Source organism: Streptomyces bicolor, from assembly GCF_000719285.1.
Lineage (GTDB): Bacteria > Actinomycetota > Actinomycetes > Streptomycetales > Streptomycetaceae > Streptomyces > Streptomyces bicolor.
On record NZ_JOFS01000030.1, the window covers coordinates 70,091 to 94,354 of the forward strand.

At 71.9% G+C, this 24,264-nt stretch carries 22 protein-coding genes and 1 pseudogene; 14 read left to right on the forward strand and 9 right to left on the reverse strand.

The features are described 5' to 3' along the window. Positions 1-124 precede the first annotated feature (124 nt). The gene (locus tag IF78_RS0131950; protein ID WP_234439938.1) at positions 125-1,054 is read right to left on the reverse strand and encodes a 5'-3' exonuclease; all 930 of its coding nucleotides are present in this window, start codon (positions 1,052-1,054) and stop codon (positions 125-127) included. A gap of 223 nt (positions 1,055-1,277) precedes the next feature. On the opposite strand from IF78_RS0131950, the gene IF78_RS0131955 reads away from it, so the two are divergent. The 4 genes from IF78_RS0131955 to IF78_RS0131970 all read left to right on the forward strand — a co-directional run bounded on the left by IF78_RS0131955 (position 1,278) and on the right by IF78_RS0131970 (position 5,992). After that, positions 1,278-2,354 carry a quaternary amine ABC transporter ATP-binding protein gene (locus tag IF78_RS0131955; protein ID WP_031486699.1) on the forward strand — a complete coding sequence of 359 codons (1,077 nt, stop codon included), beginning with the start codon at positions 1,278-1,280 and terminating at the stop codon, positions 2,352-2,354. Next, positions 2,347-4,173, forward strand: a complete 1,827-nt coding sequence (locus IF78_RS0131960) for an ABC transporter permease/substrate binding protein (protein ID WP_031486700.1) — start codon at positions 2,347-2,349, stop codon at positions 4,171-4,173. The genes IF78_RS0131955 and IF78_RS0131960 overlap by 8 nt, the downstream gene beginning before the upstream one ends. Before the next feature lie 530 nt (positions 4,174-4,703). Beyond that, positions 4,704-5,273 (forward strand): helix-turn-helix domain-containing protein, encoded by a 570-nt coding sequence (locus IF78_RS0131965; protein WP_031486701.1) that lies wholly within the window; start codon positions 4,704-4,706, stop codon positions 5,271-5,273. Next, on the forward strand, positions 5,273-5,992 hold the full coding sequence (locus tag IF78_RS0131970; RefSeq protein WP_031486702.1) for a helical backbone metal receptor: 720 nt from the start codon (positions 5,273-5,275) through the stop codon (positions 5,990-5,992). The genes IF78_RS0131965 and IF78_RS0131970 overlap by 1 nt, the downstream gene beginning before the upstream one ends. On the opposite strand, the gene IF78_RS0131975 is transcribed toward IF78_RS0131970, so the two are convergent. Beyond that, positions 5,904-7,028 carry a TDT family transporter gene (locus IF78_RS0131975; protein WP_031486703.1) on the reverse strand — a complete coding sequence of 375 codons (1,125 nt, stop codon included), beginning with the start codon at positions 7,026-7,028 and terminating at the stop codon, positions 5,904-5,906. The genes IF78_RS0131970 and IF78_RS0131975 overlap by 89 nt on opposite strands. Before the next feature lie 70 nt (positions 7,029-7,098). Between IF78_RS0131975 and IF78_RS0131980 the strand changes: the two genes are divergently transcribed. Beyond that, complete coding sequence (locus tag IF78_RS0131980; protein WP_031486704.1) at positions 7,099-8,022, forward strand: LysR family transcriptional regulator; 924 nt, start codon at positions 7,099-7,101, stop codon at positions 8,020-8,022. 236 nt (positions 8,023-8,258) lie between these two features. Here IF78_RS0131980 and IF78_RS0131985 read toward each other — a convergent pair whose 3' ends face one another. The 3 genes from IF78_RS0131985 to IF78_RS0131995 form a co-directional block, all read right to left on the reverse strand. Further along, positions 8,259-8,933, reverse strand: a complete 675-nt coding sequence (locus IF78_RS0131985; RefSeq protein ID WP_031486705.1) for a gamma-glutamyl-gamma-aminobutyrate hydrolase family protein — start codon at positions 8,931-8,933, stop codon at positions 8,259-8,261. Positions 8,934-8,979: 46 nt separating this feature from the next. Next, positions 8,980-10,425: an ethanolamine permease gene (gene eat / locus IF78_RS0131990; protein ID WP_031486706.1), complete on the reverse strand. Its 1,446-nt coding sequence runs from the start codon at positions 10,423-10,425 to the stop codon at positions 8,980-8,982. A 168-nt stretch (positions 10,426-10,593) separates the two neighbouring features. Further along, on the reverse strand, positions 10,594-11,340 hold the full coding sequence (locus IF78_RS0131995) for a FadR/GntR family transcriptional regulator (RefSeq protein ID WP_031486707.1): 747 nt from the start codon (positions 11,338-11,340) through the stop codon (positions 10,594-10,596). Between the two features lie 85 nt (positions 11,341-11,425). Between IF78_RS0131995 and IF78_RS0132000 the strand changes: the two genes are divergently transcribed. The 3 genes from IF78_RS0132000 to IF78_RS0132010 are packed head-to-tail and all read left to right on the forward strand — an operon-like array spanning position 11,426 to position 14,960. Then, positions 11,426-12,790, forward strand: a complete 1,365-nt coding sequence (locus tag IF78_RS0132000) for a glutamine synthetase family protein (RefSeq protein WP_031486708.1) — start codon at positions 11,426-11,428, stop codon at positions 12,788-12,790. Between the two features lie 8 nt (positions 12,791-12,798). Further along, positions 12,799-14,172 carry an aldehyde dehydrogenase family protein gene (locus IF78_RS0132005; protein WP_031486709.1) on the forward strand — a complete coding sequence of 458 codons (1,374 nt, stop codon included), beginning with the start codon at positions 12,799-12,801 and terminating at the stop codon, positions 14,170-14,172. Further along, the gene (locus IF78_RS0132010; RefSeq protein ID WP_031486710.1) at positions 14,169-14,960 is read left to right on the forward strand and encodes a 3-oxoacyl-ACP reductase; all 792 of its coding nucleotides are present in this window, start codon (positions 14,169-14,171) and stop codon (positions 14,958-14,960) included. The genes IF78_RS0132005 and IF78_RS0132010 overlap by 4 nt, the downstream gene beginning before the upstream one ends. Before the next feature lie 34 nt (positions 14,961-14,994). Here the strand turns inward: IF78_RS0132010 and IF78_RS0132015 are convergent, their stop codons facing one another. Both IF78_RS0132015 and IF78_RS48605 read right to left on the reverse strand, forming a co-directional pair. Next, a complete protein-coding gene (locus IF78_RS0132015; RefSeq protein ID WP_031486711.1) occupies positions 14,995-16,197 on the reverse strand; it encodes an amino acid deaminase/aldolase in 1,203 nt (400 codons plus the stop codon). Positions 16,198-16,956: 759 nt separating this feature from the next. Then, complete coding sequence (locus IF78_RS48605) at positions 16,957-17,274, reverse strand: hypothetical protein (RefSeq protein ID WP_031486712.1); 318 nt, start codon at positions 17,272-17,274, stop codon at positions 16,957-16,959. Positions 17,275-17,752: 478 nt separating this feature from the next. On the opposite strand from IF78_RS48605, the gene IF78_RS0132025 reads away from it, so the two are divergent. Both IF78_RS0132025 and mycP read left to right on the forward strand, forming a co-directional pair. Continuing rightward, complete coding sequence (locus IF78_RS0132025; protein ID WP_234439936.1) at positions 17,753-18,604, forward strand: hypothetical protein; 852 nt, start codon at positions 17,753-17,755, stop codon at positions 18,602-18,604. Beyond that, positions 18,601-19,812, forward strand: coding sequence for a type VII secretion-associated serine protease mycosin (gene mycP / locus IF78_RS0132030; RefSeq protein ID WP_051828326.1), 1,212 nt, complete (start codon positions 18,601-18,603; stop codon positions 19,810-19,812). Before IF78_RS0132025 ends, mycP begins: the two co-directional genes overlap by 4 nt. A 323-nt stretch (positions 19,813-20,135) precedes the next feature. Here mycP and IF78_RS0132035 read toward each other — a convergent pair whose 3' ends face one another. Next, positions 20,136-21,158 (reverse strand): serine hydrolase, encoded by a 1,023-nt coding sequence (locus tag IF78_RS0132035; protein ID WP_031486715.1) that lies wholly within the window; start codon positions 21,156-21,158, stop codon positions 20,136-20,138. 149 nt (positions 21,159-21,307) lie between these two features. On the opposite strand from IF78_RS0132035, the gene IF78_RS0132040 reads away from it, so the two are divergent. Then, entirely contained in the window at positions 21,308-22,039 is a 732-nt protein-coding gene (locus IF78_RS0132040; RefSeq protein ID WP_031486716.1) for an SseB family protein, read from the forward strand. 1 nt (position 22,040) lies between these two features. Here the strand turns inward: IF78_RS0132040 and IF78_RS0132045 are convergent, their stop codons facing one another. Beyond that, the gene (locus tag IF78_RS0132045) at positions 22,041-22,418 is read right to left on the reverse strand and encodes a DUF1844 domain-containing protein (RefSeq protein ID WP_031486717.1); all 378 of its coding nucleotides are present in this window, start codon (positions 22,416-22,418) and stop codon (positions 22,041-22,043) included. A 337-nt stretch (positions 22,419-22,755) separates the two neighbouring features. Here IF78_RS0132045 and infC point away from each other — a divergent pair. From infC to rplT, 3 genes and pseudogenes are all read left to right on the forward strand, one after another. Next, positions 22,756-23,428: pseudogene (gene infC / locus IF78_RS0132050) on the forward strand (translation initiation factor IF-3). Positions 23,429-23,538: 110 nt separating this feature from the next. Beyond that, positions 23,539-23,733: a 50S ribosomal protein L35 gene (gene rpmI, locus IF78_RS0132055; protein WP_007829094.1), complete on the forward strand. Its 195-nt coding sequence runs from the start codon at positions 23,539-23,541 to the stop codon at positions 23,731-23,733. A 101-nt stretch (positions 23,734-23,834) separates the two neighbouring features. Continuing rightward, on the forward strand, positions 23,835-24,218 hold the full coding sequence (gene rplT / locus IF78_RS0132060; protein WP_004002577.1) for a 50S ribosomal protein L20: 384 nt from the start codon (positions 23,835-23,837) through the stop codon (positions 24,216-24,218). Positions 24,219-24,264 lie beyond the last annotated feature (46 nt).

The window sequence follows — 24,264 nt, forward strand, 5'->3', positions numbered from 1 at the left end:
GGTTTACCTAAGTTAGCACCTCCGCCCGGGGAATGCCGCTATGAACGTTCATGAATGAGGTGCATGTCGTGCACGCAGGACCGAATTCCCCGCCTCCCAAGACCCATTCACCCGCTCGGGCCCTTCACGCCCCCAGCGTCACGAGCAGCCGCTGCAGCGACCCGCCCAGCCCCCACCGCACCGCCAGCTCGTCCAGCCCCGCCGGATCGCGGGGTGCACGCGGCAGCGCGGTGTCCACCTCGGGCAGCGGCACGTCGGCCGCGACCCGGACCACCGTCGGCGCGACGGCGAGGTAGGGCCGCGACTCGTCCAGCCGCTTGCGCTGCGCCGGCGTCAGCTTCGCCCTCGGGTCGTCGACCGCCGCCATGATCCCGGCCAGGTCGCCGAACTCGGCCAGCAGCTTCGCGGCCGTCTTCTCGCCGATCCCGGGCACGCCCGGCAGGCCGTCGCTGGGGTCGCCGCGCAGCAGCGCCAGATCCGCGTACCCCCGGCCGTCCACGCCGTACTTCTCGCGCAGCCACTCCTCGTCGGTCAGTTGGAGCGTGCCCACGCCCTTGAGCGGGTACAGCACCCGCACCCCGCGCGCGTCGTCCACCAGCTGGTACAGGTCGCGGTCGCCGGTGACGATGTCGACCGGGCCCTTCGCCCGGCCGGTGAACGTGCCGATCACGTCGTCCGCCTCGTACCCCTCGACGCCCACGCGCGCGATGCCGAGCGCGTCGAGGACGGCCTCGATGACCGGCACCTGCGGCGACAGGGTGTCCGGCACCTCCTCCTCGTCCGGCCCCACCTCGTGCTCCTCGGCGACGCGGTGTGCCTTGTAGGAGGGGATCAGCTCGACCCGCCACTGCGGCCGCCAGTCGGCGTCCATGCAGGCCACCAGCTGGTCGGGGCGGTGGTCCTTGACCAGGCGGTCGATGAAGTCGAGGAGCCCGCGCACGGCGTTCACCGGCGTGCCGTCCGGCGCCTTCACGGAGTCCGGGACGCCGAAGTAGGCGCGGAAGTAGAGCGAGGCGGTGTCGAGGAGCATCAGTCGTCCGGTCACGCCACGCATCATGCCGTACGGCACTGACAGCGGCTCTTCGGTGCGGCACCGCGGCCCTGCCGCGCTCTCCACCTGCGCAACAAGTTGCGCTGTATGCCATTTCTGTGGCCTGGACCACTTGTGCGTTTGTGCCCGGAGAACCCGGGCAGGCGCGGCCTCGGAGTGACGTCGCTTGCACGTTCAACTGCCGCGCCCGTCGCCCCTCCATCCGCCGTCGAGACAAGAGGTACCCGTGTCATCCAGGCTTGAGGCCGAACATCTCTACAAGGTGTTCGGCAGACGACCGGACGAGGCCGTCGAGCGGCTCCGCCAGGGAGCCGACCGCGAGGAGCTGCGCGCCGACGGCACCACCGCCGCCGTGATCGACGCCTCCTTCACCGTGGAGCCCGGCCAGATCTTCGTCGTCATGGGCCTGTCCGGGTCCGGCAAGTCCACGCTGCTGCGCATGCTCAACGGGCTCCTGGAGCCGACCGCGGGCCACGTCCGCTTCGACGGCCAGGACCTGACGGCGCTCAGCGACCGCGAGCTGCGCGAGGTCCGCGCACAGAAGATCAGCATGGTGTTCCAGCACTTCGCGCTCTTCCCGCACCGCAGCGTCCTGGAGAACGCCGCCTACGGTCTCGCCGTCCAGGGCGTGCCCCGGGCCGAGCGCGAGAAGCGCGCCGCCGAGGCCCTGCAGCTGTGCGGCCTGGGCGGCTGGGAGAAGTCCTGGCCCGACGAGCTGTCCGGCGGTATGCAGCAGCGCGTGGGCCTCGCCCGCGCCCTCGCCACCGACGCCGACCTGCTCCTGATGGACGAGTCCTTCAGCGCGCTCGACCCGCTGATCCGCCGTGACATGCAGGACCAGCTGCTCGAACTGCAGCGCACCCTGAAGAAGACGATCGTCTTCATCACCCACGACCTCAACGAGGCCATGCGCCTGGGCGACCGCATCGCGGTCATGCGCGACGGCCGTATCGTCCAGACCGGCTCGGCGGAGGACATCCTCCTGCGTCCGGCGAACGACTACGTCGCCTCCTTCATCCAGGACGTCGACCGCTCCCGTGTGCTGACCGCGGCCGCCCTCATGGACACCTCCGTCACCGCCGACGCCCCCCTCTGCGCCTGCGAGACCGCGACCAGCGAGACGACGTTCGCGGAGCTGTGCGCGATCAGTGCCCGGCTGTCGCACCGCGTCTCGGTCGTGGACGGGGCGAACAAGGTCATCGGAGTCGTGCCGCGGCAGCGGCTGGTCGCCTTCCTCGGCGACGAGACGGCCGATCCATCGCCCTGCGACAACCCGGAGGGGAAGGTGATCGCGCATGCCTAGGCTCCCTCTCGGTGACTGGGTCGATTCCGGTGTGGACTGGCTCGTCGCCCACATGGGCTGGCTCTTCGACGCGATCAAGGCGGTCGTCGAGGGCATGTACGACGGCGTGAACGCCGTCCTGACCGCGCCCGAGCCCCTGCTCCTCGCGGGCATCCTCGCCGTGCTCGCCTGGTGGCTGCGCGGCCTGGTCGCGGGCGTCCTCGGCTTCGCCGGGTTCGCGTTGGTCGACTCGCTCGACCTGTGGGACCGGGCCATGTCGACGCTGGCCCTGGTGCTGGTGGCGACGGTCATCGCGCTGGTGATCTCGATCCCGCTGGGCATCTGGGCGGCCCGCTCCAGGACGGTCAGCGCGGCGCTGCGGCCCGTGCTGGACCTGCTCCAGACGATGCCGTCGATGGTCCTGCTGATCCCGGCCATCCTCTTCTTCGGCCTGGGCACCGCCGCCGGTGTCATCGCCACCCTGATCTTCGCGCTCGCCCCCGGCGTCCGCATGACCGAGCTGGGCATCCGGCAGGTCGACGCCGAGCTGGTCGAGGCCGCCGAGGCGTTCGGCACCACACCCCGCGACACCCTGCTGCGGGTCCAGCTGCCGCTCGCCCTGCCGACGATCATGGCGGGCGTCAACCAGGTGATCATGCTGAGCCTGTCGATGGTCGTCATCGCCGGCATGGTCGGCACCGGCGGCCTCGGCGGCGCGGTCAACGAGGCGATCGGCCAGCTCGACATCGGCTTCGGCTTCGAGGCGGGCGTCGGCATCGTCGTCCTCGCCATCTACCTGGACCGCATCACCGGCGCGCTCGGCGCGCAGATCTCCCCGCTCGGCCGCCGCACCGCCGCCAAGGCCCGTGCCGCGGGCAACACCAAGATCTGGAGCTACCGCCCCCGCCCCGTCGTCGCGGTCGCCGGGGTGGCGATCCTGGCCCTCGTGGCGGGCGGCCTGGGCACCTTCGGTCCCTCCGCCGGCACTGCCGAGGCCTCCGCCACGGATGTCGGCAAGGGCAAGGAGATCAAGATCGGGTACATCCCTTGGGACGAGGGCATCGCGTCCACGTACCTGTGGAAGGAACTGCTGGAGCGACGCGGCTTCAAGGTCACCACCACCCAGTACGCCGCGGGTCCCCTCTACACCGGCGTCGCCACCGGCCAGCTCGACTTCCAGACGGACGCCTGGCTGCCCACCACCCATGCCGAGTACTGGCAGAAGTTCGGGAAGCAGCTCGACGACCTCGGCTCCTGGTACGGTCCCACCTCCCTGGAGCTCACCGTGCCGTCGTACATGAAGGACGTGAACTCCCTGGAGGACCTCAAGAACAAGTCCTCCGAGTTCAAGGGCAAGATCATCGGCATCGAGCCGAGCGCCGGAATGATGGGCCTGCTCAAGGACAAGGTCCTCAAGGAGTACGGCCTTCAGGGCACGTACGACGTCGTGGACGGCTCGACGCCCGCGATGCTGGCCGAGCTCAAGCGGGCGTACGCCAAGAAGGAGCCGGTCGTCGTCACGCTCTGGTCGCCGCACTGGGCGTACAGCGACTACGACCTCAAGAAGCTCAAGGATCCCAAGGGCGCCTGGGGCAAGGGCGACGGCGTGCACACCCTCGCCCGCAAGGGCTTCGCCGAGGACAACCCCGAGGTCGGCGAGTGGCTGAAGGACTTCTCGATGACCGAGGAGCAGCTCACCGGGCTGGAGTCGCAGATCACGAAGGCCGGCAAGGGCAAGGAGCAGGACGCCGTCCGCACCTGGCTGAAGCAGAACCCGGGGCTGCTGGACAAGTGGGCTCCGGTCGCCGGATCGGAGCCGAAGAGCCAGGCGGCCGGGTGACCTGACGGGCCCGGACCGCCGCCCGAGGGGTGGGTCTCGCCGTACGTTTTCCCCTCACGTACGGCGGGCCCACCCCTCTCGGTTTGGCCGCATAGTCACACGGCATGCCACGAAAAGGATCCGGACAACCACGCAGCGCTACCCCACCACCCGAACTCGGCCAGGCCAACTCCCCACCGCCGCCACCGCCTTGACGACTCGGCAGGCAGTCCCCGGCGGGCCCGCTGACCTGCTTCTCCAGCCTGGGAGGACGAGGGAACACGGACGGTCCCCGGAGCATTGAACAAAAGCGGCGGATCTCTTGCGCTGAGCGGGAGTCAGGGGTGGCATGGGGGTGACCGGTGTGTCGGGGGAGCCGATCCGCTGGCGCGAACCGATGGGTCGTACTCCCCCCGATGTGTCGTCGATGTGACGGGCGCATGAAACGGTTTGCCGAACATGCGTAGGGTGCAAGGAACCCAACAGAAGGTGTGCGCCGGACGGCGGGCGCCCGGCCAGTGGAGCGACGAGCGAAGGAGGGAGCCGGAGCGATGGGCGACCACAAAGAGCAGCCTCTTCGGGTGGGCGCGGCCGTACGGCGGCGACGCCGCGCGCTGGACCTCACCCTCGCCGTCGTGGCCGAGCGCAGCGGCCTGTCCGTGCCCTTCCTGAGCCAGGTCGAGAACGACCGGGCACGCCCCAGCAGAAGCTCCCTCGAAAAGGTCGCCGACGCCTTGCGTACGACCGCCGTCGAGCTCCTCGCCGCCGCCGACCCGGCGTGCAGCGTGGACGTGGTCCGGGCCGACCTCACCGAACTGGCGCCGGAACCACGGACCCGGTCCCTGGTGCGCGGTCACCACCAGATGCACGCCTCGGAGTTCACCGGCGACCATGACGCGGGCCGTGAATTCCAGTACCGCAACGACCAGTTGATGTACGTCGCGGACGGCGCCGTGGAGATAGAGGCGGAGGGCCGCGCCTACCGGCTCGGCCGCGGCGACACCCTGTACCTCACCGGCGGGGTGCGTCATCGCTGGCGGGCGACCGTGCCGGACACGCGCGTGGTCGTCGTCGCGGTGGCGGAGCACATCGAGGCGGTCCGGGACCGGCCGGGGCGCTGATGCGCGTCGTCTCCCTGGTGCCGTCCCTGACGGAGGCCGTGGCGGTTTCGGCCCCCGGCGTCCTCGTCGGCGCCACGGACTGGTGCGGTCACCCGGCCGACCTGGACGTCACCCGCGTCGGCGGCACCAAGAACCCCAAGGTCGACGGCATCGTCGCCCTCGCCCCCGACCTGGTGATCGCCAACGAGGAGGAGAACCGCGAGCCCGACCTCGCCGCCCTCCGCGCGGCCGGCGTCGAGGTCCTGGTGACCGAGGTACGGGACGTCCCGCAGGCCTTGCGCGAGCTGGCCCGTGTGCTGGACGCCTGCGGGGCGACGGCGCGCCCGCGGTGGCTGGAGGATGCGGAGGAGACCTGGTCGTCGCTTCCGCCCCCGCAGCGCCGTACGACGGCGGTGGTCCCGATCTGGCGGCGCCCCTGGATGGTGCTGGGCCGCGACACCTTCGCGGGCGACGTCCTGGCCCGCCTCGGCGTGGACCACCTGTACGCGACGCACGAGGACCGCTACCCGCGCATCCCCCTGGACGAGTTGCGCGCCGCGTCCCCCGACGTCGTCGTCCTCCCGGACGAGCCGTACCGCTTCACGGCCGACGACGGCCCCGAGGCCTTCCCCGGCCTGCCCTGCGCGCTGGTCAGCGGACGGCACCTGACCTGGTACGGCCCGTCGCTGGCCGAGGCGCCGGGAGTGCTGTCCGAGGCGCTGCGAGCAGCACACCGCTGAGCAGACCGCGCGCGGTGCACGCGGCGGCGACGGCCCAGGCGCCGACGAGCACGACGTACAGCCCGACGGCGAGTCCCTCGTAGACCACGACCCCGGTGTGCCGGGCCAGTGCCGCGGCGCCGGTGACACAGGTGCCGACCGGGAAGGTGAACGCCCACCAGGTCATCGCGAACCCCATGCCGTGCCGCCGGGCGCGCAGGACGTGGGCGGTGGCGAGCCCGAACCACAGCAGCGCGAAGCCCATGACGGGCACGCCGTAGAGGACGGCGAGCACGCCGAAGCCCCCGCTGTACGGGGCCGGGACCACGCCCGGGGCGACGTCCGCGAAGCTGCCGACGGCGGTGGTGGACTGCCCGAGCGGGCCCAGTACCAGGAAGAGGGTCGGGGTGAGGGCGAGTGGCAGCGGCCCGCCGGCGACGATCCGGGCGAAGACCAGCGGCAGCATCAGCAGGGTGGCGAGCAGACTGAGCCCGAACATCGCGAAGCAGGCGAGCAGCAACGTCTCCCGGGCCTGCCCGGGCGGCAGATACGGCACCAGGAGCGGCCCCAGCGCGGCCGACACCATGGGCGCCACGAGCGGCAGCAGCCATACGGGCGTGGCCTGTGACGGCTCGATGCGATGGCGTACGGCCATGAGGTACGGGACGGCGACGGCGGCCGCCAGCCCGACGACCGTACCGGCGCCGAACAGCACGGTGTCGAGCGCGACCGCCGCCCCGGTCCCGATCCAGTCCCGGCCGACGGTGACGGCACCGCCGCCGACCGCGAGCAGGGCCATGGCCAGGCAGCCGTAGAAGGGCGCCGTGGCCGGGTCGAGGAGGTGGGCGCGGGCCTGGTCGCGGTGGTGGATCCAGTGCAGGGCGCGGGCGGCGAGCAGGACGACGAGCAGGACGAGGGAGAGCGCCCAGACGGCTGCGCAGATCGTGCGCAGGCCAGGGAGCTGAAACGGCAGCGCGGCTCCGGCGGTGGCGACGGCGGCGGTGCCCATGACGGAGGCGTACCAGTTGGGTCCGAGGTGACGGACGGCGGTGACCATGGGCTCAGGGTCGGTGCGGCTGTCGCCCTCCACCAGGGAGTTCGCCTCTATGGCGACATAAACTGGACTTATGACACAGGCGGCGGAGGGGCAACTGCGCGCGGGATCCTTGGCGCACCGCGTTCCGGATCTCGGCGCGCTGGAGCTGTTGCTGGCGGTGGCGCGGCTCGGCAGTCTCGGTGGGGCGGCGCGTGAGCTGGGGATCACTCAGCCGGCGGCGAGCAGCCGGATCCGGTCGATGGAGCGCCAGCTGGGCGTGGCGTTGGTGGACCGTTCACCGCGGGGCTCGCGGCTGACGGACGCCGGGGCGCTTGTCACGGACTGGGCGCGGCGGATCGTGGAGGCGGCGGAGGCGTTCGACGCGGGGGCGCAGGCCTTGCGGGACCGGCGTGACTCGCGGTTGCGGGTGGCGGCGAGCATGACGATCGCGGAGTACCTGCTGCCGGGCTGGCTGCTCGCGCTGCGCGCCCAGCGGCCGGACACGGCGGTGTCGCTGCTCGCCGGGAACTCGGCGGCCGTGGCGGAGCGGTTGCTGGCGGACGAGGCGGATCTCGGGTTCGTGGAGGGGCTGTCGGTCCCGACCGGCCTGGACTCCGTGGTCATCGCCCACGACAACCTGATCGTGGTGACGGCGCCGGGTCACGTGTGGTCGCGTCGGCGGCGGCCGCTGGAGGCGAACGAGCTGGCGGCGACGCCGCTGATCCTGCGGGAGAAGGGGTCGGGTACGCGTCAGGTGCTGGACGCGGCGCTGGGGGGTCTGGCTCGCCCTCTGATCGAGCTGTCCTCGACGACCGCGGTGAAGGCGGCGGCGGTGAGCGGGGCGGGGCCGGCGGTGCTGAGTGAGCTGGCCGTCGGGGAGGAGCTGTCGATGCGCCGCCTGGTGAGCGTCCCGCTGGCCGATGTCTCCCTGGCGCGGGACCTCCGTGCGGTCTGGCCGACGGGGCACCGCCCGGTGGGCCCGGCGCGGGACCTGCTGTCGCTGACGCGGGGGTAGACAGTTTTCGCCCCCGCCGCCCCTACCCGTCCCATCCCTGGGGGCTGCCGCCCCCAGACCCCCGCTTCGGCCCTGAAGGGGCCTCGTCCTCAAACGCCGGACGGGCTGAGTAAGTCAGCCCCTCCGGCGTTTGAGGAGCGGGGGGCCAGGGGGCAGAGCCCCCTGGCGGGGTCGAAGGGGCGGAGCCCCTGGAGGACGGGACGGGTAGGGGCGGCGGGGGCGAGAAACACCCGGCGTCAGCCGGCGGCGGCCCGCACCAACCCCCGCATCACCCGCAGATCCTCCCCCATCTCCGGATGCCACTGCACCCCCAACACCCACCCGCCGCCCGACGGCAACTCCACCGCCTCCACCGTCCCGTCCACCGCGTACGCCGACGCGACAAGACCCTCCCCCAGTCGGTCCACGGCCTGATGGTGATACGTCGGCACCGAGGTCTCCTCCGGCACGACACCGGCGTACAGACTCCCCGGCACCGGCTTGACGGTGTGGCTGCCGAAGACGCCCACGACCTCCGCATGACCGTCGATGTGCTGGACGAGCGTCCCACCGAGGGCGACGTTCAGCAGCTGCATGCCCCGGCAGATGCCCAGCAGGGGCAGCCCCGCCGCCAGCGCCGCGTCGATCAGCGCCAGCTCCCACGCGTCCCGCTCCCGCGCCGGCGGCCCGGTGCGCGGCTCACGCTGCGCGCCGTAGCGGACCGGCTCGACGTCCGGGCCGCCCGCGATCACCAGCCCGTCCAGCCGGGCCACGGCATCGGCGGCGAGCGCCGGGTCGTCCGGCGGGAGCATCGCGGCCAGGCCGCCCGCCCGCTGCACCAGCCGCGGATACCCGACCGGCAGCAGCGCCGCGTCCAGTTCCCACACGCCCCAGCGCGCACCGGCTTCCAGATAGGTGCTGACCCCGATCAGCGGCCTGGCCACAGCGACTCCCTCTCCCGCGACGTTCCTCGACGTTTCAGTCCCGCGCCAACTCTGCCTCGGCCGCGGCCAGCGCCGCGAACTCCTCCTCCGGCGCCTTCGCCACCAGACGCTTACGGCTGTACAGGCCGAAGTACCCGATCGCGACCACGTACACCGCGAGCGCGATCAACGCGGCCGTCACGTCCACCAGGAACGTCGCCACCAGTGCCGCGCAGGCCAGCACCAGCGCGACCGAGGAGGTCAGCACACCGCCCGGCGTCCGGTACGGCCTGGGCAGTTCCGGCTCCCGGCGGCGCAGCACGATGTGCGACAGGGACATCAGCGCGTAGGAGATGGTGGCGCCGAAGACCGCGATGTTCAGCATCCGCGCGCCGTCGCCCGACACCGCCGCCAGCAGGAAGCCGATCGTGCCGGGCACCAGCAGGCCCAGGTACGGCGCCTTGCGGCTGCTGGTGAGGGACAGGAAGCGGGGCAGGTAGCCCGCGCGGGACAGGGCGAACAGCTGGCGCGAGCCCGCGTAGATGAGCGAGAAGAACGACGCCACCAGGCCCGCCAGGCCCGCGTAGTTCACGATCCGGCTCAGGGCCGTGGCCTCGCCGTCCGGCTGAAGGGCTTCCACCAGCGGATTGCCCGCCTCCTGGATCGCCGCCGAGCCGCGTGCGCCGGCCGCCGCGAAGAAGGTCACCACGGCCAGCACCACCAGGATCGCCATCGACCAGCGGATCGCCTTCGGCAGCGTACGGGCCGGCTCCTTGGTCTCCTCGGCGGCCAGCGGCACGCCCTCGACGCCCAGGAAGAACCACATGCCGAAGGGGAACGCCGCCCAGATGCCGAGCAGACCGAACGGCAGCCAGGAGCTCGAACCCGCCGCCGAGGAGTCGACCGGGATGTCGTCCAGCGCCGCGAAGGAGAAGTCGGGCAGCGCCGCCAGCGCGAACACGACCAGGGCCACCACCGCGATGCCGGTGACCACGAAGCTGAAGCGCAGTGCCTCGCCCACCCCCCACAGATGGATGCCGAGGAAGATCGCGAAGCAGACCAGGTACACCGGCCAGCCGGATTCCAGGCCGAACAGGCCCAGCGACTCGACGTAGTCGCCGATGAAGATGACGATGGCGGCGGGCGCGAGGACGTACTCGATGAGGATCGCCGTACCGGTCAGGAAGCCGCCCCACGGGCCGAGCGCCCGGCGGGCGAAGCCGTAGCCGCCGCCCGCCGTCGGCAGGATCGAGGACAGCTCGGCGAGGGCGAAGACCATGCAGGCGTACATCGCGCCCATGAGCACCATGGCGATCGCGAGGCCGCCGAAGCCGCCCTCGGCCAGGCCGAAGTTCCAGCCGGAGTAGTCGCCGGACACGACGTAGGCGACACCGAGACCGGTCAGCAGCACCCAGCCGGCGCTGCCGCGGCGGAGCGTTCTGCGCTCCAGATAGTCGTCCGCCTCCGCGGCGGCGCGTGTGCTGGTGGATTCCTGGGACATCGCAGACTCCCCACGGGGCGACGGACACCGGGCATTTCCGGGCACGGTGGGGTCGACCGAGCTCCGGCTCAATGGAATGGATCCATACCTTTGCGCTGTCAACCACGGGAAAGCAATACCCGTGCGTTAATCGCCGGTAAATCCCCGCCCGCCGATGGGTCGCGCCGGTCAGCCCAGGAAGCCCCGCAACAGCGCCGCCGTCCCCCCGCAGTGCTCGCGCATGATCTCCCGCGCGCACTCGGCGTTGCCCTCGATCACGGCCTCCACCAGGGCGGTGTGCTGGCGCTGGGAGTGCTCCAGGTTGCGGACGAGGAGCGGGATGCAGTCGAGGAGGTCGTTGACGGTCGCGCGGACGGCCGCGTACTGGGCGGTGAGCGTGGGGGAGCCGGACAGCTCGGCCAGCGTCAGGTGCAGCAGGGTGTCCAGGCGGCGGTACTCGGCGAGCGGGGCGTCGTGCGTGCGGGCCAGGGCCTCCCGGAGGCGGTTCGCCTGTTCCTCGTCCAGCCCGTGCGCCGCGCACAGTCCGGCCGCGCCCACCTCCAGCACCTCGCGGAAGCGCAGCGCGTCCTCGACGTCGACGTCCTTCAGGCGGCGGCGCAGTTCCTCCTCGCCGGGGGTTTCCGAGCGTGGCAGCACGAATGTTCCGCCGTAGCGCCCGCGCCGCGACTCGACGAGGCCCTGGTCCTGGAGCACCTTCAGCACCTCGCGCAGCGTCACCCGGCTGATCCCGAGCCGGTCGGCCAGCTCCCGCTCCGCCGGCAGCCGTTCGCCGCCCGGAACCAGGCCGAGCCGGACGACCTGGAGGATCTGCTCCAGTGCCTCCTCGAAGCCGTTGCCGGCCCGCACCGGCCGCAGCACCGACGTCAGCCGGTCGTCGGCCCCGGGCGCCCCGTGCTCCGTGTCCGCCTGCGACATGTGGCCGGACCCCCTTCCCAATCAATGGTCCTGCGCAATACCTTATGGCTCCCGGCTGACCGAAGTGGCCCAAGGAGGCTCTCCCGTGGCAGACCGCACACCCCCGCTGAGCGTCGAGGAGCTGCACGCCCTCGTCGCGAGCGGTGAGATCGACACTGTCGTCCTGGCCTTCCCCGATATGCAAGGGCGGCTCCAGGGCAAGCGGTTCGCCGCCCGCTTCTTCCTCGACGAGGTCCTCCACCACGGCACCGAGGGCTGCAACTACCTCCTCGCCGTCGACACCGAGATGAACACCGTCGGCGGCTACGCCATGTCCTCCTGGGACCGCGGCTACGGCGACTTCGCCATGCACCCGGACCTGGCCACGCTCCGCCGCGTGCCCTGGAACGCCGGTACGGCCATGCTGATCGCGGACCTCGCCTGGAACGACGGCTCACCCGTGGTGGCCGCGCCCCGCCAGATCCTGCGCCGCCAGCTGGAGCGCCTCGCCGAGCACGGCTACACGGCGAACGTCGGCACCGAGCTGGAGTTCATCGTCTTCAAGGACACCTACGAGCAGGCCTGGGACGCGAACTACCGAGGCCTCACGCCGGCCAACCAGTACAACATCGACTACTCGGTGCTCGGGACCGGCCGGATCGAGCCACTGCTCCGCCGTATCCGCAACGAGATGGCCGGCGCCGGCCTCACCGTCGAGTCCGCCAAGGGCGAGTGCAACCCCGGCCAGCACGAGATCGCCTTCAAGTACGACGACGCCCTGGTCACCTGCGACCAGCACGCCGTCTACAAGACCGGCACCAAGGAGATCGCCGCTCAGGAGGGCGTCTCGATCACCTTCATGGCCAAGTACAACGAGCGCGAGGGCAACTCCTGCCACATCCACCTCTCGCTCGCGGACGCCGCCGGGAACAACGCGATGGCGGGGGACGGCGAAGGCGGCATGTCAGAGGTCATGCGGCACTTCCTCGCCGGACAGCTCGCCGCCCTGCGGGACTTCTCCCTCCTCTACGCCCCCAACATCAACTCCTACAAGCGGTTCCAGCCGGGCTCTTTCGCCCCGACCGCCGTCGCCTGGGGCCACGACAACCGCACCTGCGCCCTGCGCGTCGTCGGCCACGGCCGCTCCCTGCGCTTCGAAAACCGGCTCCCCGGCGGCGACGTCAACCCGCACCTCGCCGTCGCCGGACTGGTGGCCGCGGGTCTGTACGGCATCGAGCAGAAGCTGGAGCTGCCCGAGCCCTGCCCCGGCAACGCCTACGCCGCCGACTTCGAGCACGTCCCCACGACCCTGCGCGAGGCCGCCGAACTCTGGGAGAACAGCCCGATCGCCAAGGCCGCCTTCGGCGACGAGGTCGTCGCCCACTACCGCAACATGGCGCGCGTCGAACTGGACGCCTTCGACGCCGCGGTCACCGACTGGGAGCTGCGCCGCTCCTTCGAACGCATGTGAGGCCCTCCTTGTCCGACCAGCTCCAGGTACTCAATCCGGCCACTGAAGAGGTCGTCGCCACCGTCCCGGCCACCACCGCGGCCGACGTCGACGCCGCTGTCGTACGGGCCACGAAGGCGCAGTCCGCATGGGCCGCCCTCGCACCCGGCGAACGCGCCCGGCTGCTGCGCCGGTTCGCCGTCGCCGTCGACGAACACCTCGAAGAACTCGCCCAGTTGGAGGTCCGCGAGGCCGGACACACCGTCGGCAACGCCCGCTGGGAGGCGGGCAACGTCCGCGATCTGCTCGACTACGCGGCCGGGGGAGTGGAGCGGCTGACCGGCCGTCAGATCCCTGTCCGCGGCGGCTTGGACGTGACAATCCTCGAACCGCTCGGCGTCGTGGGCGTGATCGCCCCCTGGAACTTCCCGATGCCGATCGCCGCATGGGGCACGGCGCCGGCGCTCGCGGCAGGCAACGCGGTCATCCTCAAGCCCGCCGAAACGACTCCCCTGACCGCCCTCCGCCTGGCCGAACTCGCCCTGGAGGCAGGGCTTCCGGAGGGGCTGTTCCAAGTCCTGCCCGGCCACGGCCCCGTCGCCGGCAACGCGCTCGTCGAGCACCCGGGCGTCGCGAAAATCGTCTTCACCGGGTCGACGGCCGTGGGCAAACAGGTGTTGGCAAAAGGATCCGCGCTCCTCAAGCGCGTCACCCTCGAACTCGGCGGCAAGAGCCCCAACATCGTCTTCGCCGACGCCGACCTCGAGGCCGCCGCGGCTGCCGCGCCGATGTCCTTCCTGGACAACTCCGGCCAGGACTGCTGCGCCCGCACCCGCATCCTCGTCCAGCGCTCCGCCTACGACCGCTTCCTGGAGCTGCTGAGCCCCGCGATCGAGGCGGTGACGGTCGGCGACCCGGCGGACGAGCAGACGCAGATGGGCCCGCTGATCTCCAAGGCGCAGCTGGAACGCGTGCGTTCGTACGTCGACCCGGGCGCCGACGGCATCCGCGGCAAGGCCCCCGAGGGCCCCGGCTTCTGGTTCCCGCCGACCGTCCTGACCGGCGTCGATCCGCACGCGCGCGTGGCCGTCGAGGAGGTCTTCGGCCCCGTCGCCGTCGTCCTCCCCTTCGAGGACGAGGCGGAGGCGATCCAGTTGGCCAACGCCACCGACTACGGCCTCTCCGGCTCCATCTGGACCCGTGACGTCGGCCGTGCCCTGCGCGTCTCCCAGGCGGTCCGGGCCGGCAACCTGTCCGTCAACTCCCACTCCAGCGTCCGCTACTGGACCCCCTTCGGCGGCTTCAAGCAGTCCGGCATCGGCCGTGAGCTGGGCCCGGACGCCCTGACCGCCTTCACCGAAACAAAGAACGTCTTCATCAGCACGGAGGGCCCCGCACAGTGAGCGCATCGACCGAGGAAAACATCTGCCGCCGACTGGTCGGCCGTACCGCCGTCATCACCGGCGCCGGCAGCGGCATCGGCCTCGCCACCGCCCGCCGCCTGGCCTCCGAGGGCGCCCGTGTCGTCTGCGGCGACGTCGACGAGCAGCGCGGCAAGGCGGCCGCCGAGGAGGTCGGCGGGATCTTCGTGAAGGTCGACGTCACCGACCCCGAGCAGGTCGAGGCGCTCTTCAAGGCCGCGTACGACACCTACGGCAGCGTCGACATCGCCTTCAACAACGCCGGTATCTCTCCGCCCGACGACGACTCCATCCTGGAGACCGGCCTGGAGGCCTGGAAGCGGGTCCAGGAGGTCAACCTCACCTCCGTCTACCTGTGCTGCAAGGCTGCCATCCCCTACATGCGGCAGCAGGGCAAGGGCTCCATCATCAACACGGCGTCGTTCGTGGCGCGGATGGGCGCCGCCACCTCCCAGATCTCGTACACGGCCTCCAAGGGCGGCGTCCTGGCCATGTCCCGCGAACTGGGCGTGCAGTTCGCCCGCGACGGCATCCGGGTCAACGCCCTGTGCCCGGGACCGGTCAACACCCCGCTCCTGCAGGAACTGTTCGCCAAGGACCCGGAGCGCGCCGCGCGCCGCCTGGTGCACATCCCGGTCGGCCGTTTCGCCGAGGCCGAGGAGATCGCCGCCGCCGTCGCCTTCCTGGCCAGCGACGACTCCTCCTTCGTGAACGCCACCGACTTCCTGGTAGACGGCGGAATCTCGGGGGCGTACGTCACGCCGCTGTAAGGCGCCCGACGGGGACGGAGCGGCCCGGGCCGGACTAGAGGAAAGTCCGGCCCTCGCCCCGATATGTCGGCACGGTCGCCGTCACCGAGTCGCCCTCGACGAGGTGCAGCGCGTCGAACCGTTCGCACAGCTCACCGGCCTTGGCGTGCCGGAACCACACCTTGTCGCCGATCAGCAGATCGTCGGCCGGGGAGCCGAGCAGCGGCGTCTGCACCTCGCCGGGACCCTCCTGGGGGTCGTAGCGCAGCCCCTCCGGCAGATACGGCACCGGCAGCCGGTCGTGCCCGGCGGCGCCCGAGGCCGGGTACCCGCCTCCCAGGACGGTCACCACCCCGACCCCCGGCCGGCGCACGACGGGCTGCGCGAACAGCGCGGCCGGACGCCCGCTGAAGGACGTGTAGTTGTCGAACAGCCGCGGCACGTACAGCCCCGACCCTGCCCCGATCTCGGTGACGCAGTCCTCGGCGGCGGTGTGCTGCACGCTGCCGGTGCCGCCGCCGTTGACGAACTCCAGCCCCGGCACGACGGCCCGTACCGCCCGTACGACCTCGGCCCGCCGCTCGGCGAGTTCCCGGCGCGCGGTCGCCTGCAGCAGCCGTATGGCACGCGACCGCAGCGGCCGCCCCGCCACCGCGTCCCCGACGCCGGCGATGTGCCCCTCGTACGCCATGATCCCGACCACCTCGAAGCCAGGCCGCCGGGCGGCGGCACGGGCCATGTCGGCGACCTGGGCGGGGGAGTGCAGCGGGGAACGCCGGGCGCCGACCCGCACGCGCCCGCCGAACATCCTCAGCGAGGTGTCCAACTCCAGGCAGACCCGCACCACTTCGCGGCCCCCGTCCCGGGCGTCGTCGATGAACCGGAGCTGTGCCGGATCGTCGATCATCACGGTGACGGCGGAGGCGAGCTTGGGATCACCGGTCAGCTCCGCGAAACCGGCGCGGTCGGCGGACGGGTAGGCGAGCAGGACGTCGTCGAAGCCGGAGCGCGCCAGCCACAGGGACTCGGCCAGCGTGAAGGACATGATCCCCGCGAACCCGTCCTTCGCGAGCACCCGCTCCAGCAGGGCCCGGCAGCGTACGGACTTGCTCGCGACGCGGATCGGTTTCCCGCCCGCGCGGCGGACCAGGTCCTCCGCGTTGGCGTCGAAGGCGTCCAGGTCCACGATCGCGAGAGGGGCGTCGAGATGGGCGGTGGCCCGGTCGTAACGGGCCCGGTCGGCGGCGCGCGCAGTCATGAACGCAGCCTGCCAGACGGGATTACCGCAGGGTAGGGGGACGTTCCGGGCAGATTTACGCAGGGTCGTGGACTGGTTCCCGTTCGCCCTGCATCAACCCGTAGAGTGACGCGCACGCATGTGTGGAACGCCCACGGCCGCGCCGGGATGACGCTCCGCCCGTGCGGGTATGCGTGCCTGGTCGGACGAGTCCGCGCCGGGCAGGGCAGCACACGGAACGACGGCCCGCGCAGGAGATCGGGCCCGGACATGAGGAAACGGGGGGTGCATGAGCACGGAAGCGCGTCGCGCCCCCGTCCCTCCACGTCCTACGGCGCCCCCACCGCCGGCCGTCCCGCCCCGCCCGACGACACCGCCGCGCCCCACGGAGCCGCCGACGCCCGGCAACGCGCAAGGTGACCAGCCGACCGCTCCGGGCCCGCAGCCCACATGGGCGCCCGACGAGACTTCACGAACCGAGGGGCCTGTGCGTGGCGGTGCGAGCGGGGGGCCGGGCTCTTTGACGGACGGGACGGTGCCCGGTGGGTCCGGGGCGGCGCCGTACGGGATGCCGGGCGAGGCCGCACGCCGTGGCCCGGGTGCCCTGCCGGACGAGGCGATGCTCGGTGGGGACGTGCGGCCGGGCTCGGCCGGTCCCGTGCCGTCGCGTGGTGCGGCCGCTGCGATGCCGGGAGCTCCGGTGAGCCCCGCCCGGCCCCCGTCCGGCACCGCCAGCGCATCCGATTCATCGATTACGTCCGGTATGTCAGGTACGTCGCCCTACACTCCCGATCTGCGGGTCTCCGCCTCCGGAGACGCCGACCCCATGGACCCGCCCCCACCCCGGGCCTCGGCACGTTTCCCGGACGCGCCGCCCACCGCCGGGCGCCCGGAGAGCGGCGGATCGTTGCGCCAGGAGGCCGCCGGGCAGGCGGCGCCCGGCGGCATACCGCCCCGCCCGGGCGAGCGGGCCTCGACACCGCGCCGTACGGGCGCCCCCGCCGAGACCGCGGCGGAGACCACCTTCAGGCTCCGGCCGATCCCCGCGGCCCCCACGCCCGAGTCCGACAACCGGCCGCCCTCCACGCCGGGTTCCACCGGCGTGCCTCCTCAGGCGGGCAACTCGGCCGGTGCCCCTTCCCGACCGGGCGGCAGCGGGCCCGCGCCGGGCTCGGCCGGTGTGCCTTCTCAGGCGGGCGCCTCCGGTGCACAGGGCTCGAGCGGCGCACCTTTCCGGCCCGCGAGCGGGCCCGCGCAGGGCTCCGCCGCCATGCCTCCCGCCTCGGCCACTCGTCCCGGCCCGGCACCCGCCGACCCCACTCGCCGTCCCGGTTCCACCCCGCCACCCCCGCGGCCCGGCGTATCGGCCCCGCTGCCTCCCGAGCGGGAACCTTCGGCCGGGCACCCGTCGGCGGGCAACGGGTATGCGGCCTCCGCGCCCACCCACGGCACGGGGCACCCCGCGAACGGCCATTCCCCCGGGTACTCCACGCCCGCCCACGCCACCGGACACCCCGCGAACGGCCAAGACCCCGCCTCCTTCGCCCCGGACCCCGCCCTCTCCTGGAGCGCCCCCATGACGCCGGGCGCGTCCCCGGGCGCCGGGCGGCCCTTCGTGTCGTTCGCGGAGCCCGAGGGGTACGACGAGCGGGCGCGACCGAGACCCCTCGGAGTGCGGATCCGGCCCCGGGTCGCCATGGCCGCCGCGTGCGTCGTGCTCGGGCTCGGTCTCATCGGCGGGTCCGTGACCGGAAGCTGGCTGGTCGGGGAGCCCGGCGACGGCGGTGCGCAGGACACCTACGCCACGGCCGGGAGCCTGTGGCACAGCGTCCCCGTCGACCAGCTGTTCCCGCGTACGGTGATCGGCAAGGGCGCGGGACCCGGCGGCGCCGACCGGACCTGGACGCGGATCGCCGTAGCCCCGGACAGCGGCTGCGCCAACGCCTTCGACCCGCTGCTGCGCAAGGCCCTCGCGCCGGTCGGCTGTGAGCGCCTCCTGCGAGCCACGTACATCGACGCCACCCAGAGCCACGTCACCACCGTCGGCCTGCTCTTCACCGACGCCGACGCGGCGGCCATGCGCGCGCTCGACACCCGGTTCGCCAAACAGGGCCTGGACCGCCGCACCGACCTCATGCCCCGCCCCTACGCGCCCAAGGGCACCCTGGCCGCCGGATTCGGCGACGAACAGCGCGCCTCCTGGACCGTGTCCGTCCTCACCGACGCCCCCGTCGTCGTCTACGCCGTCTCCGGCTGGGCCGACGACCGCACCGTCGACGAGCCCGAGTCCGCCGAGGAGGCCATGCGGTCCGGCAGTACCACGGCCGTCGCCCAGGCCGGCCTCGGCCACGAGGCACAGGGCCTCGCCGACCGTGTCGAACGCGCCCTGCGCAAGAACGTCGGCCCGGCCACGGAGCAGTCGTCATGAACCCCGGCACGACCAACGTGGTGACCACGCCCCGGAGGACCTTCATGAGCCGCCGTACCGCCCCGCTCGCCGTCCTCCTCGCCGCCGGCCTCGCCCTCCTGCCCCCCACCGCCGCGCACGCCGACTCGATACGCGCCCGCCAGTGGGCCCTGGACGCCATGCACACCCAGGAGGCCTGGCAGACGACCAAGGGCGCCGGCGTCACCGTCGCCGTCCTCGACACCGGCGTCGAGCCCGACCACCCCGACCTGGCCGGCAACGTCCTCGAAGGCAAGGACATGGTCGGCTTCGGCGCCGAGCCCGGCGATCGCGCCTGGGCCCGGCACGGCACCGCGATGGCCGGCATCATCGCCGGTCACGGGCACGGCGCCGGCAACGGCGACGGTGTCATGGGCATCGCCCCCGAGGCCAAGATCCTCCCTGTCCGCGTCATCCTGGAGGACGGCGACTCCGCCCGCGCCAAGGCCCGCAGCACCCGCGGCAACGCCCTCGCCGAAGGCATCCGCTGGGCCGCCGACCACGGCGCCGACGTCATCAACCTCTCCCTCGGCGACGACTCCAAGTCCGCCCACCCCGAGGCGGGGGAGGACGAGGCCGTCCAGTACGCCCTGAAGAAGGGCGCCGTCGTCGTCGCCTCAGCCGGCAACGGCGGCGAGAAGGGCGACCACATCTCCTACCCGGCCGCCTACCCGGGCGTCATCGCCGCGACCGCCGTCGACCGCTACGGCACGCGCGCCTCCTTCTCCACCCGCCGCTGGTACGCCACGGTCAGCGCCCCCGGCGTCGACGTCGTCATCGCCGACCCCGACCACAAGTACTACGAGGGCTGGGGCACGAGCGCCGCGGCCGCCTTCGTCTCCGGAGCGGTGGCCCTGATCAAGGCCGCCCACCCCGGCCTGACCCCGGCCCAGATCAAGAAGCTCCTGGAGGACACCGCCCGCGACGCCCCCAGCGACGGCCGCGACGACTCCCGCGGCTACGGCTTCATCGATCCGGCCGCCGCCATCAAGAAGGCCGCGACCATCAAGCCGAAGAACCTCCAGGCGGCGGCGTACGGCGAGCAGTACTTCGGCTCGGGCCCCGAAGCCGGCAAGTCCGACGACGACGCGACGAGTTGGACCGCCGCGCTCGCGGGCGGCGCCGGCGTCCTGCTGCTGATCGCAGCGGTCGTGGTACTGCGCGGCCGCCGCGGACGCCACGACTTCTGAGGCTTCTCAGCCTTCTGAGGCGCGCCGGAGCCTAACCCCACCAGAAGCACCAGTGCCCGGAGGGAACTTGGCGCTCCGCGACATCCGTGGGGCCAGCTGAACCGCGACGTCGTGCACGGCACGCAGATGGGCAGCCAGCCGCGGCGGGGCATCGAGGGCGCGAAGAAGGTCCGCCACCGGCGCCGGGAGCGGCCGCAGGGGCGGATCGACGGGGGGCCGACAGGGCTCGGGACAGGAGGTCCGACGACGGCACCGCGTCAGGCTACTGACGTTCGAACCGAAGGGCGACCGGAAACGGATGCCGGTCCAGGGTGCCTGATCGGCTACGACGCCGCCGTGGCGGACACCGACGGGGCAGCGGACGCCCCGGCGGCCCCCTCCCCGGCGAACACCGACACCGCCGCCACCGCCGTCGCCTCGACCAGCGAAATCCCCTTCGCCTGCGTCACGTTGCCGTGGGACAGCGCGGCCACCAGACAGCCATGGCCGTCGACCGTCACCCGCCCCACGCTGTTGATGACCCACAGCCCGGTGGCCGTACGCGGCAGCCACCCGTTCTTCAGCGCCCACGCGTCGCTGTCGCCCGCTGCCGACACCCCCCACCGCTGGCCCACGGCGATCTGCCCCATCAGCCCGCTCAGATACGTCCGCGAGGCCTCGCTCAGCTCGGACTCCTCGCCCACGAACACCTGCCGCAACAACTGGAGTTGATCGGCCGCCGTGGTCTGCGTCAGGCCCCACAGCATCCCGTCGCCGCCCTCGGTCTCCGTCAGCCCGAAGCGCTCGTTCGCCGCGTCGAGCCCCTCCGCCCGCCCGATCGTCCGCCACAGCTCCGACGCGGCGGCGTTGTCGCTGTTCTCGATCATCGCGCTCGCGTACGACTGCTCCGCCGCAGTCAGCTCCCGCCCCTCGTCCTGCGCCCGCAGCAGGAGCGCCGCCAGGATGTCGACCTTGACGATGCTCGCCGTGTCGAAGGCGCCGTCGCCGTACCCGGCGCTCTCACCGGACTCCGTGTCCAGCACCGCCACCGACACCTCGGCCCCGTCCGGGATGTCCACCGACTCCATGGCCGTCGCCAGCAGCTCGTCGTGATCCACCGTCGGCCGCGCCACAGGTTCCACCGATGCCTCCCCGCTCACTGGGACCGCAGCCGAAGGCGAGGGCGAGGCCGACGGCGACGCGGCCGACGATACGGCCCTCCCCCCGGAGTGCGCCTGCGCCTTCATGTACACGGTTCCGGCGGCCGTACCGCCGAGGACGGTGACGGCGGCGAGGGCGCCGTACCAAAGGGAGCGGCGCTTTCCCGGACGAGCGCGGCGGCTTCGGCGGGCTCCGGAGGACTCCATGTCCGCGATCGTGGAGGCGGCGTCTGTGCGTGCCGTTAGACGGACGTTAGATCTGTGTCAGAGAAACGCAGATTGCGCAGAGGTGTGTCACGGCACGGTTTCCGGGGCCGCACAAGCGCAGCAGCATCCCCCCGATAGGGTCGGTGACCGTGGCGAACAAGAACATTCCCGACTCTCCCTTCTCCGACGACGACGGCACCGCCGATCCCCGGCTGAGCGCAGCGCTCGCCGCCTGGGCCGAGGACCGCACCGCCGAGGGGCCCGTCCTGGCGGCGCTCAAGGACGCCCGGCTGCTCGTCCCCGTCGTGGCCGTGCTCGGCGAGGTCGAGGAGGACGAGAACGGCTTGCGCCGCGAGAAGACCAGCGACATGGCCGTACCGACCCTGAAGGCCGGCGATCGCACTGCCCTGCCCGCCTTCACGTCCACCGACTCCCTCGCCCGCTGGGACCCGGCGGCCCGCCCCGTCGCCGTACCCCTGCACCAGGCCCTGCAGGCCGCCGTGCACGAGAAGGCGGACACGATCGTGCTGGACATGGCCGGTCCGGTGCCCTACGAGCTGACGGGGCGGGCCCTGCTCGCGCTCGCCGAGGGGCGTACCACCACGGATCCGCTGGCCGACCCGGCCGTGCGGGAGGCGGTGCGCGCCGCCGTCGCCGCCGAGCCCGCCGTGCTCAGCGCCCACCTCGGGCCCGGACAGGCCGACGGCACCCTCGCCCTCGTACTCGACGAGTCCGCCGTACCCGCCCAGGCCGCCCGCGCGGTCGCCGAGCGGCTCGCCGCCGACGAAACACTGAGGGCCCGCCTGCTGCGCGGCCTCGACCTGGCACTGCTGCCGGCCGGGACGACACCTCCGGGCGAGCCCCTGTACGTACGCGGATGAACTAGCCGTAGACCGGGCCCGTGTACTTCTCGCCCGGCCCCTGACCCGGCTCGTCCGGGACGATCGACGCCTCGCGGAACGCCAGCTGCAGCGACTTCAGGCCGTCGCGCAGCGGGGCCGCGTGGAAGGAGCTGATCTCGGTCGTGCTCGCGTCCAGCAGCCCGGCGAGGGCGTGCACCAGCTTGCGGGCCTCGTCCAGGTCCTTGTACTTGTCGCCCTCGTCGGTCAGACCGAGCTTCACGGCGGCGGCGCTCATCAGGTTGACGGCGACCGTCACGATCACCTCGACGGCGGGGACCTCGGCGATGTCCCGGGTCATGGCGTCGAAGTCGGTCGGGCCGGAGGTCTCGGGGGTGTTCGAGGGGGAGGTGTCACTCATGCCTCACACGATAGGCCCCGGTGCACACCGGTTCGCGCCACCCCCGGGATGCTGCTAACCTTGTGTAACGACCGGCTGGACACGTATGTGCTCAGCCCACAAGTGGAGGCTCCGATCTCCCACCTGACCGTCCTCTGGGACGGCGGGTCACCCGGTCAGGTGGCCACCATCGTTCCGTACGGACGATGGAGTCGCCCGAAATCGCGCCCCGCGATCATCGCGGCGGTGCTCCGGTAGTGTTTTGGAGCCCCGCCTGTGATCGTCCGGGGCATTTTTTGTGCTTCGGCGCGGTTAGGTCTTACGAAAGAAGACATACGCGGCTGTCCGCCAGACCGCCGTGTGGTGCTAACCGAGGAGGATCCATCAGCGCCGAGCCCCGCATCAACGACCGGATTCGCGTTCCCGAGGTGCGACTTGTCGGTCCCAGTGGCGAGCAGGTGGGCATCGTCCCGCTGGCCAAGGCACTGGAGCTTGCCCAGGAGTACGACCTCGATCTCGTCGAGGTAGCGGCGAACGCCCGTCCGCCCGTGTGCAAGCTCATGGACTACGGGAAGTTCAAGTACGAGTCGGCCATGAAGGCCCGTGAGGCGCGCAAGAACCAGGCGCACACGGTCATCAAGGAGATGAAGCTCCGGCCGAAGATCGACCCGCACGACTATGACACCAAGAAGGGTCACGTCGTCCGGTTCCTCAAGCAGGGCGACAAGGTCAAGATCACGATCATGTTCCGTGGTCGCGAGCAGTCCCGGCCCGAGCTGGGCTACCGACTGCTGCAGAAGCTCGCGGAGGACGTTCAGGACCTCGGGTTCGTCGAGTCGAACCCGAAGCAGGACGGCCGAAACATGATCATGGTTCTCGGTCCGCACAAGAAGAAGACCGAGGCGATGGCCGAGGCCCGCCAGGCGCAGGAAGCCCGCAAGGCCGAAGCGAAGGCCAACCCCGGCAAGTCGCAGAACGCCGCGGACGCCGAGATCGCCGAGGCCCCTGCCGAGGCTTCCGCCGAGGCGTGATCCCGGGGGATCCAGGTCCCCAGGACGTAACCGATACAAGAGCGACGCTCCACCGTGCCCGGTTTCACGACCGGGCATCGGAGCGCCATCTACGAGGAGAGAACGGCGCTATGCCGAAGAACAAGTCGCACAGCGGTGCCAGCAAGCGCTTCAAGGTCACCGGCTCCGGCAAGGTGCTCCGTGAGCGCGCCGGCAAGCGCCACCTGCTCGAGCACAAGTCGTCCCGTCTGACGCGTCGCCTCACCGGCAACGCCGAGATGGCCCCGGGCGACGCCAAGAAGATCAAGAAGCTTCTCGGCAAGTGACGTACCCGGCGCTTCGACTGAGCGCCGTACGTCTGGACCGGGACCCAATCGATACCGGGCCGTGTGAGTCCAACCGCGGCCCCGCTACAAGGAGTTAAAAAGTGGCACGCGTCAAGCGGGCAGTGAACGCCCACAAGAAGCGCCGGGCGATCCTCGAGCAGGCCTCCGGCTACCGCGGTCAGCGTTCGCGCCTGTACCGCAAGGCCAAGGAGCAGGTCACCCACTCGCTGGTCTACAACTACAACGACCGCAAGAAGCGCAAGGGCGACTTCCGTCAGCTGTGGATCCAGCGCATCAACGCCGCTGCCCGCGCCAACGGCATCACCTACAACCGCTTCATCCAGGGCCTGAAGGCCGCCAACGTCGAGGTCGACCGCAAGATCCTCGCCGAGCTGGCCGTCAACGACGCGGGCGCGTTCGCCGCGCTGGTCGAGGTCGCCCAGAAGGCGCTCCCGAGCGACGTCAACGCGCCGAAGGCCGCGTGACGCCACGCTCGGCCTGAGCCGACGTGACTGGACGGACCCGTGGGTT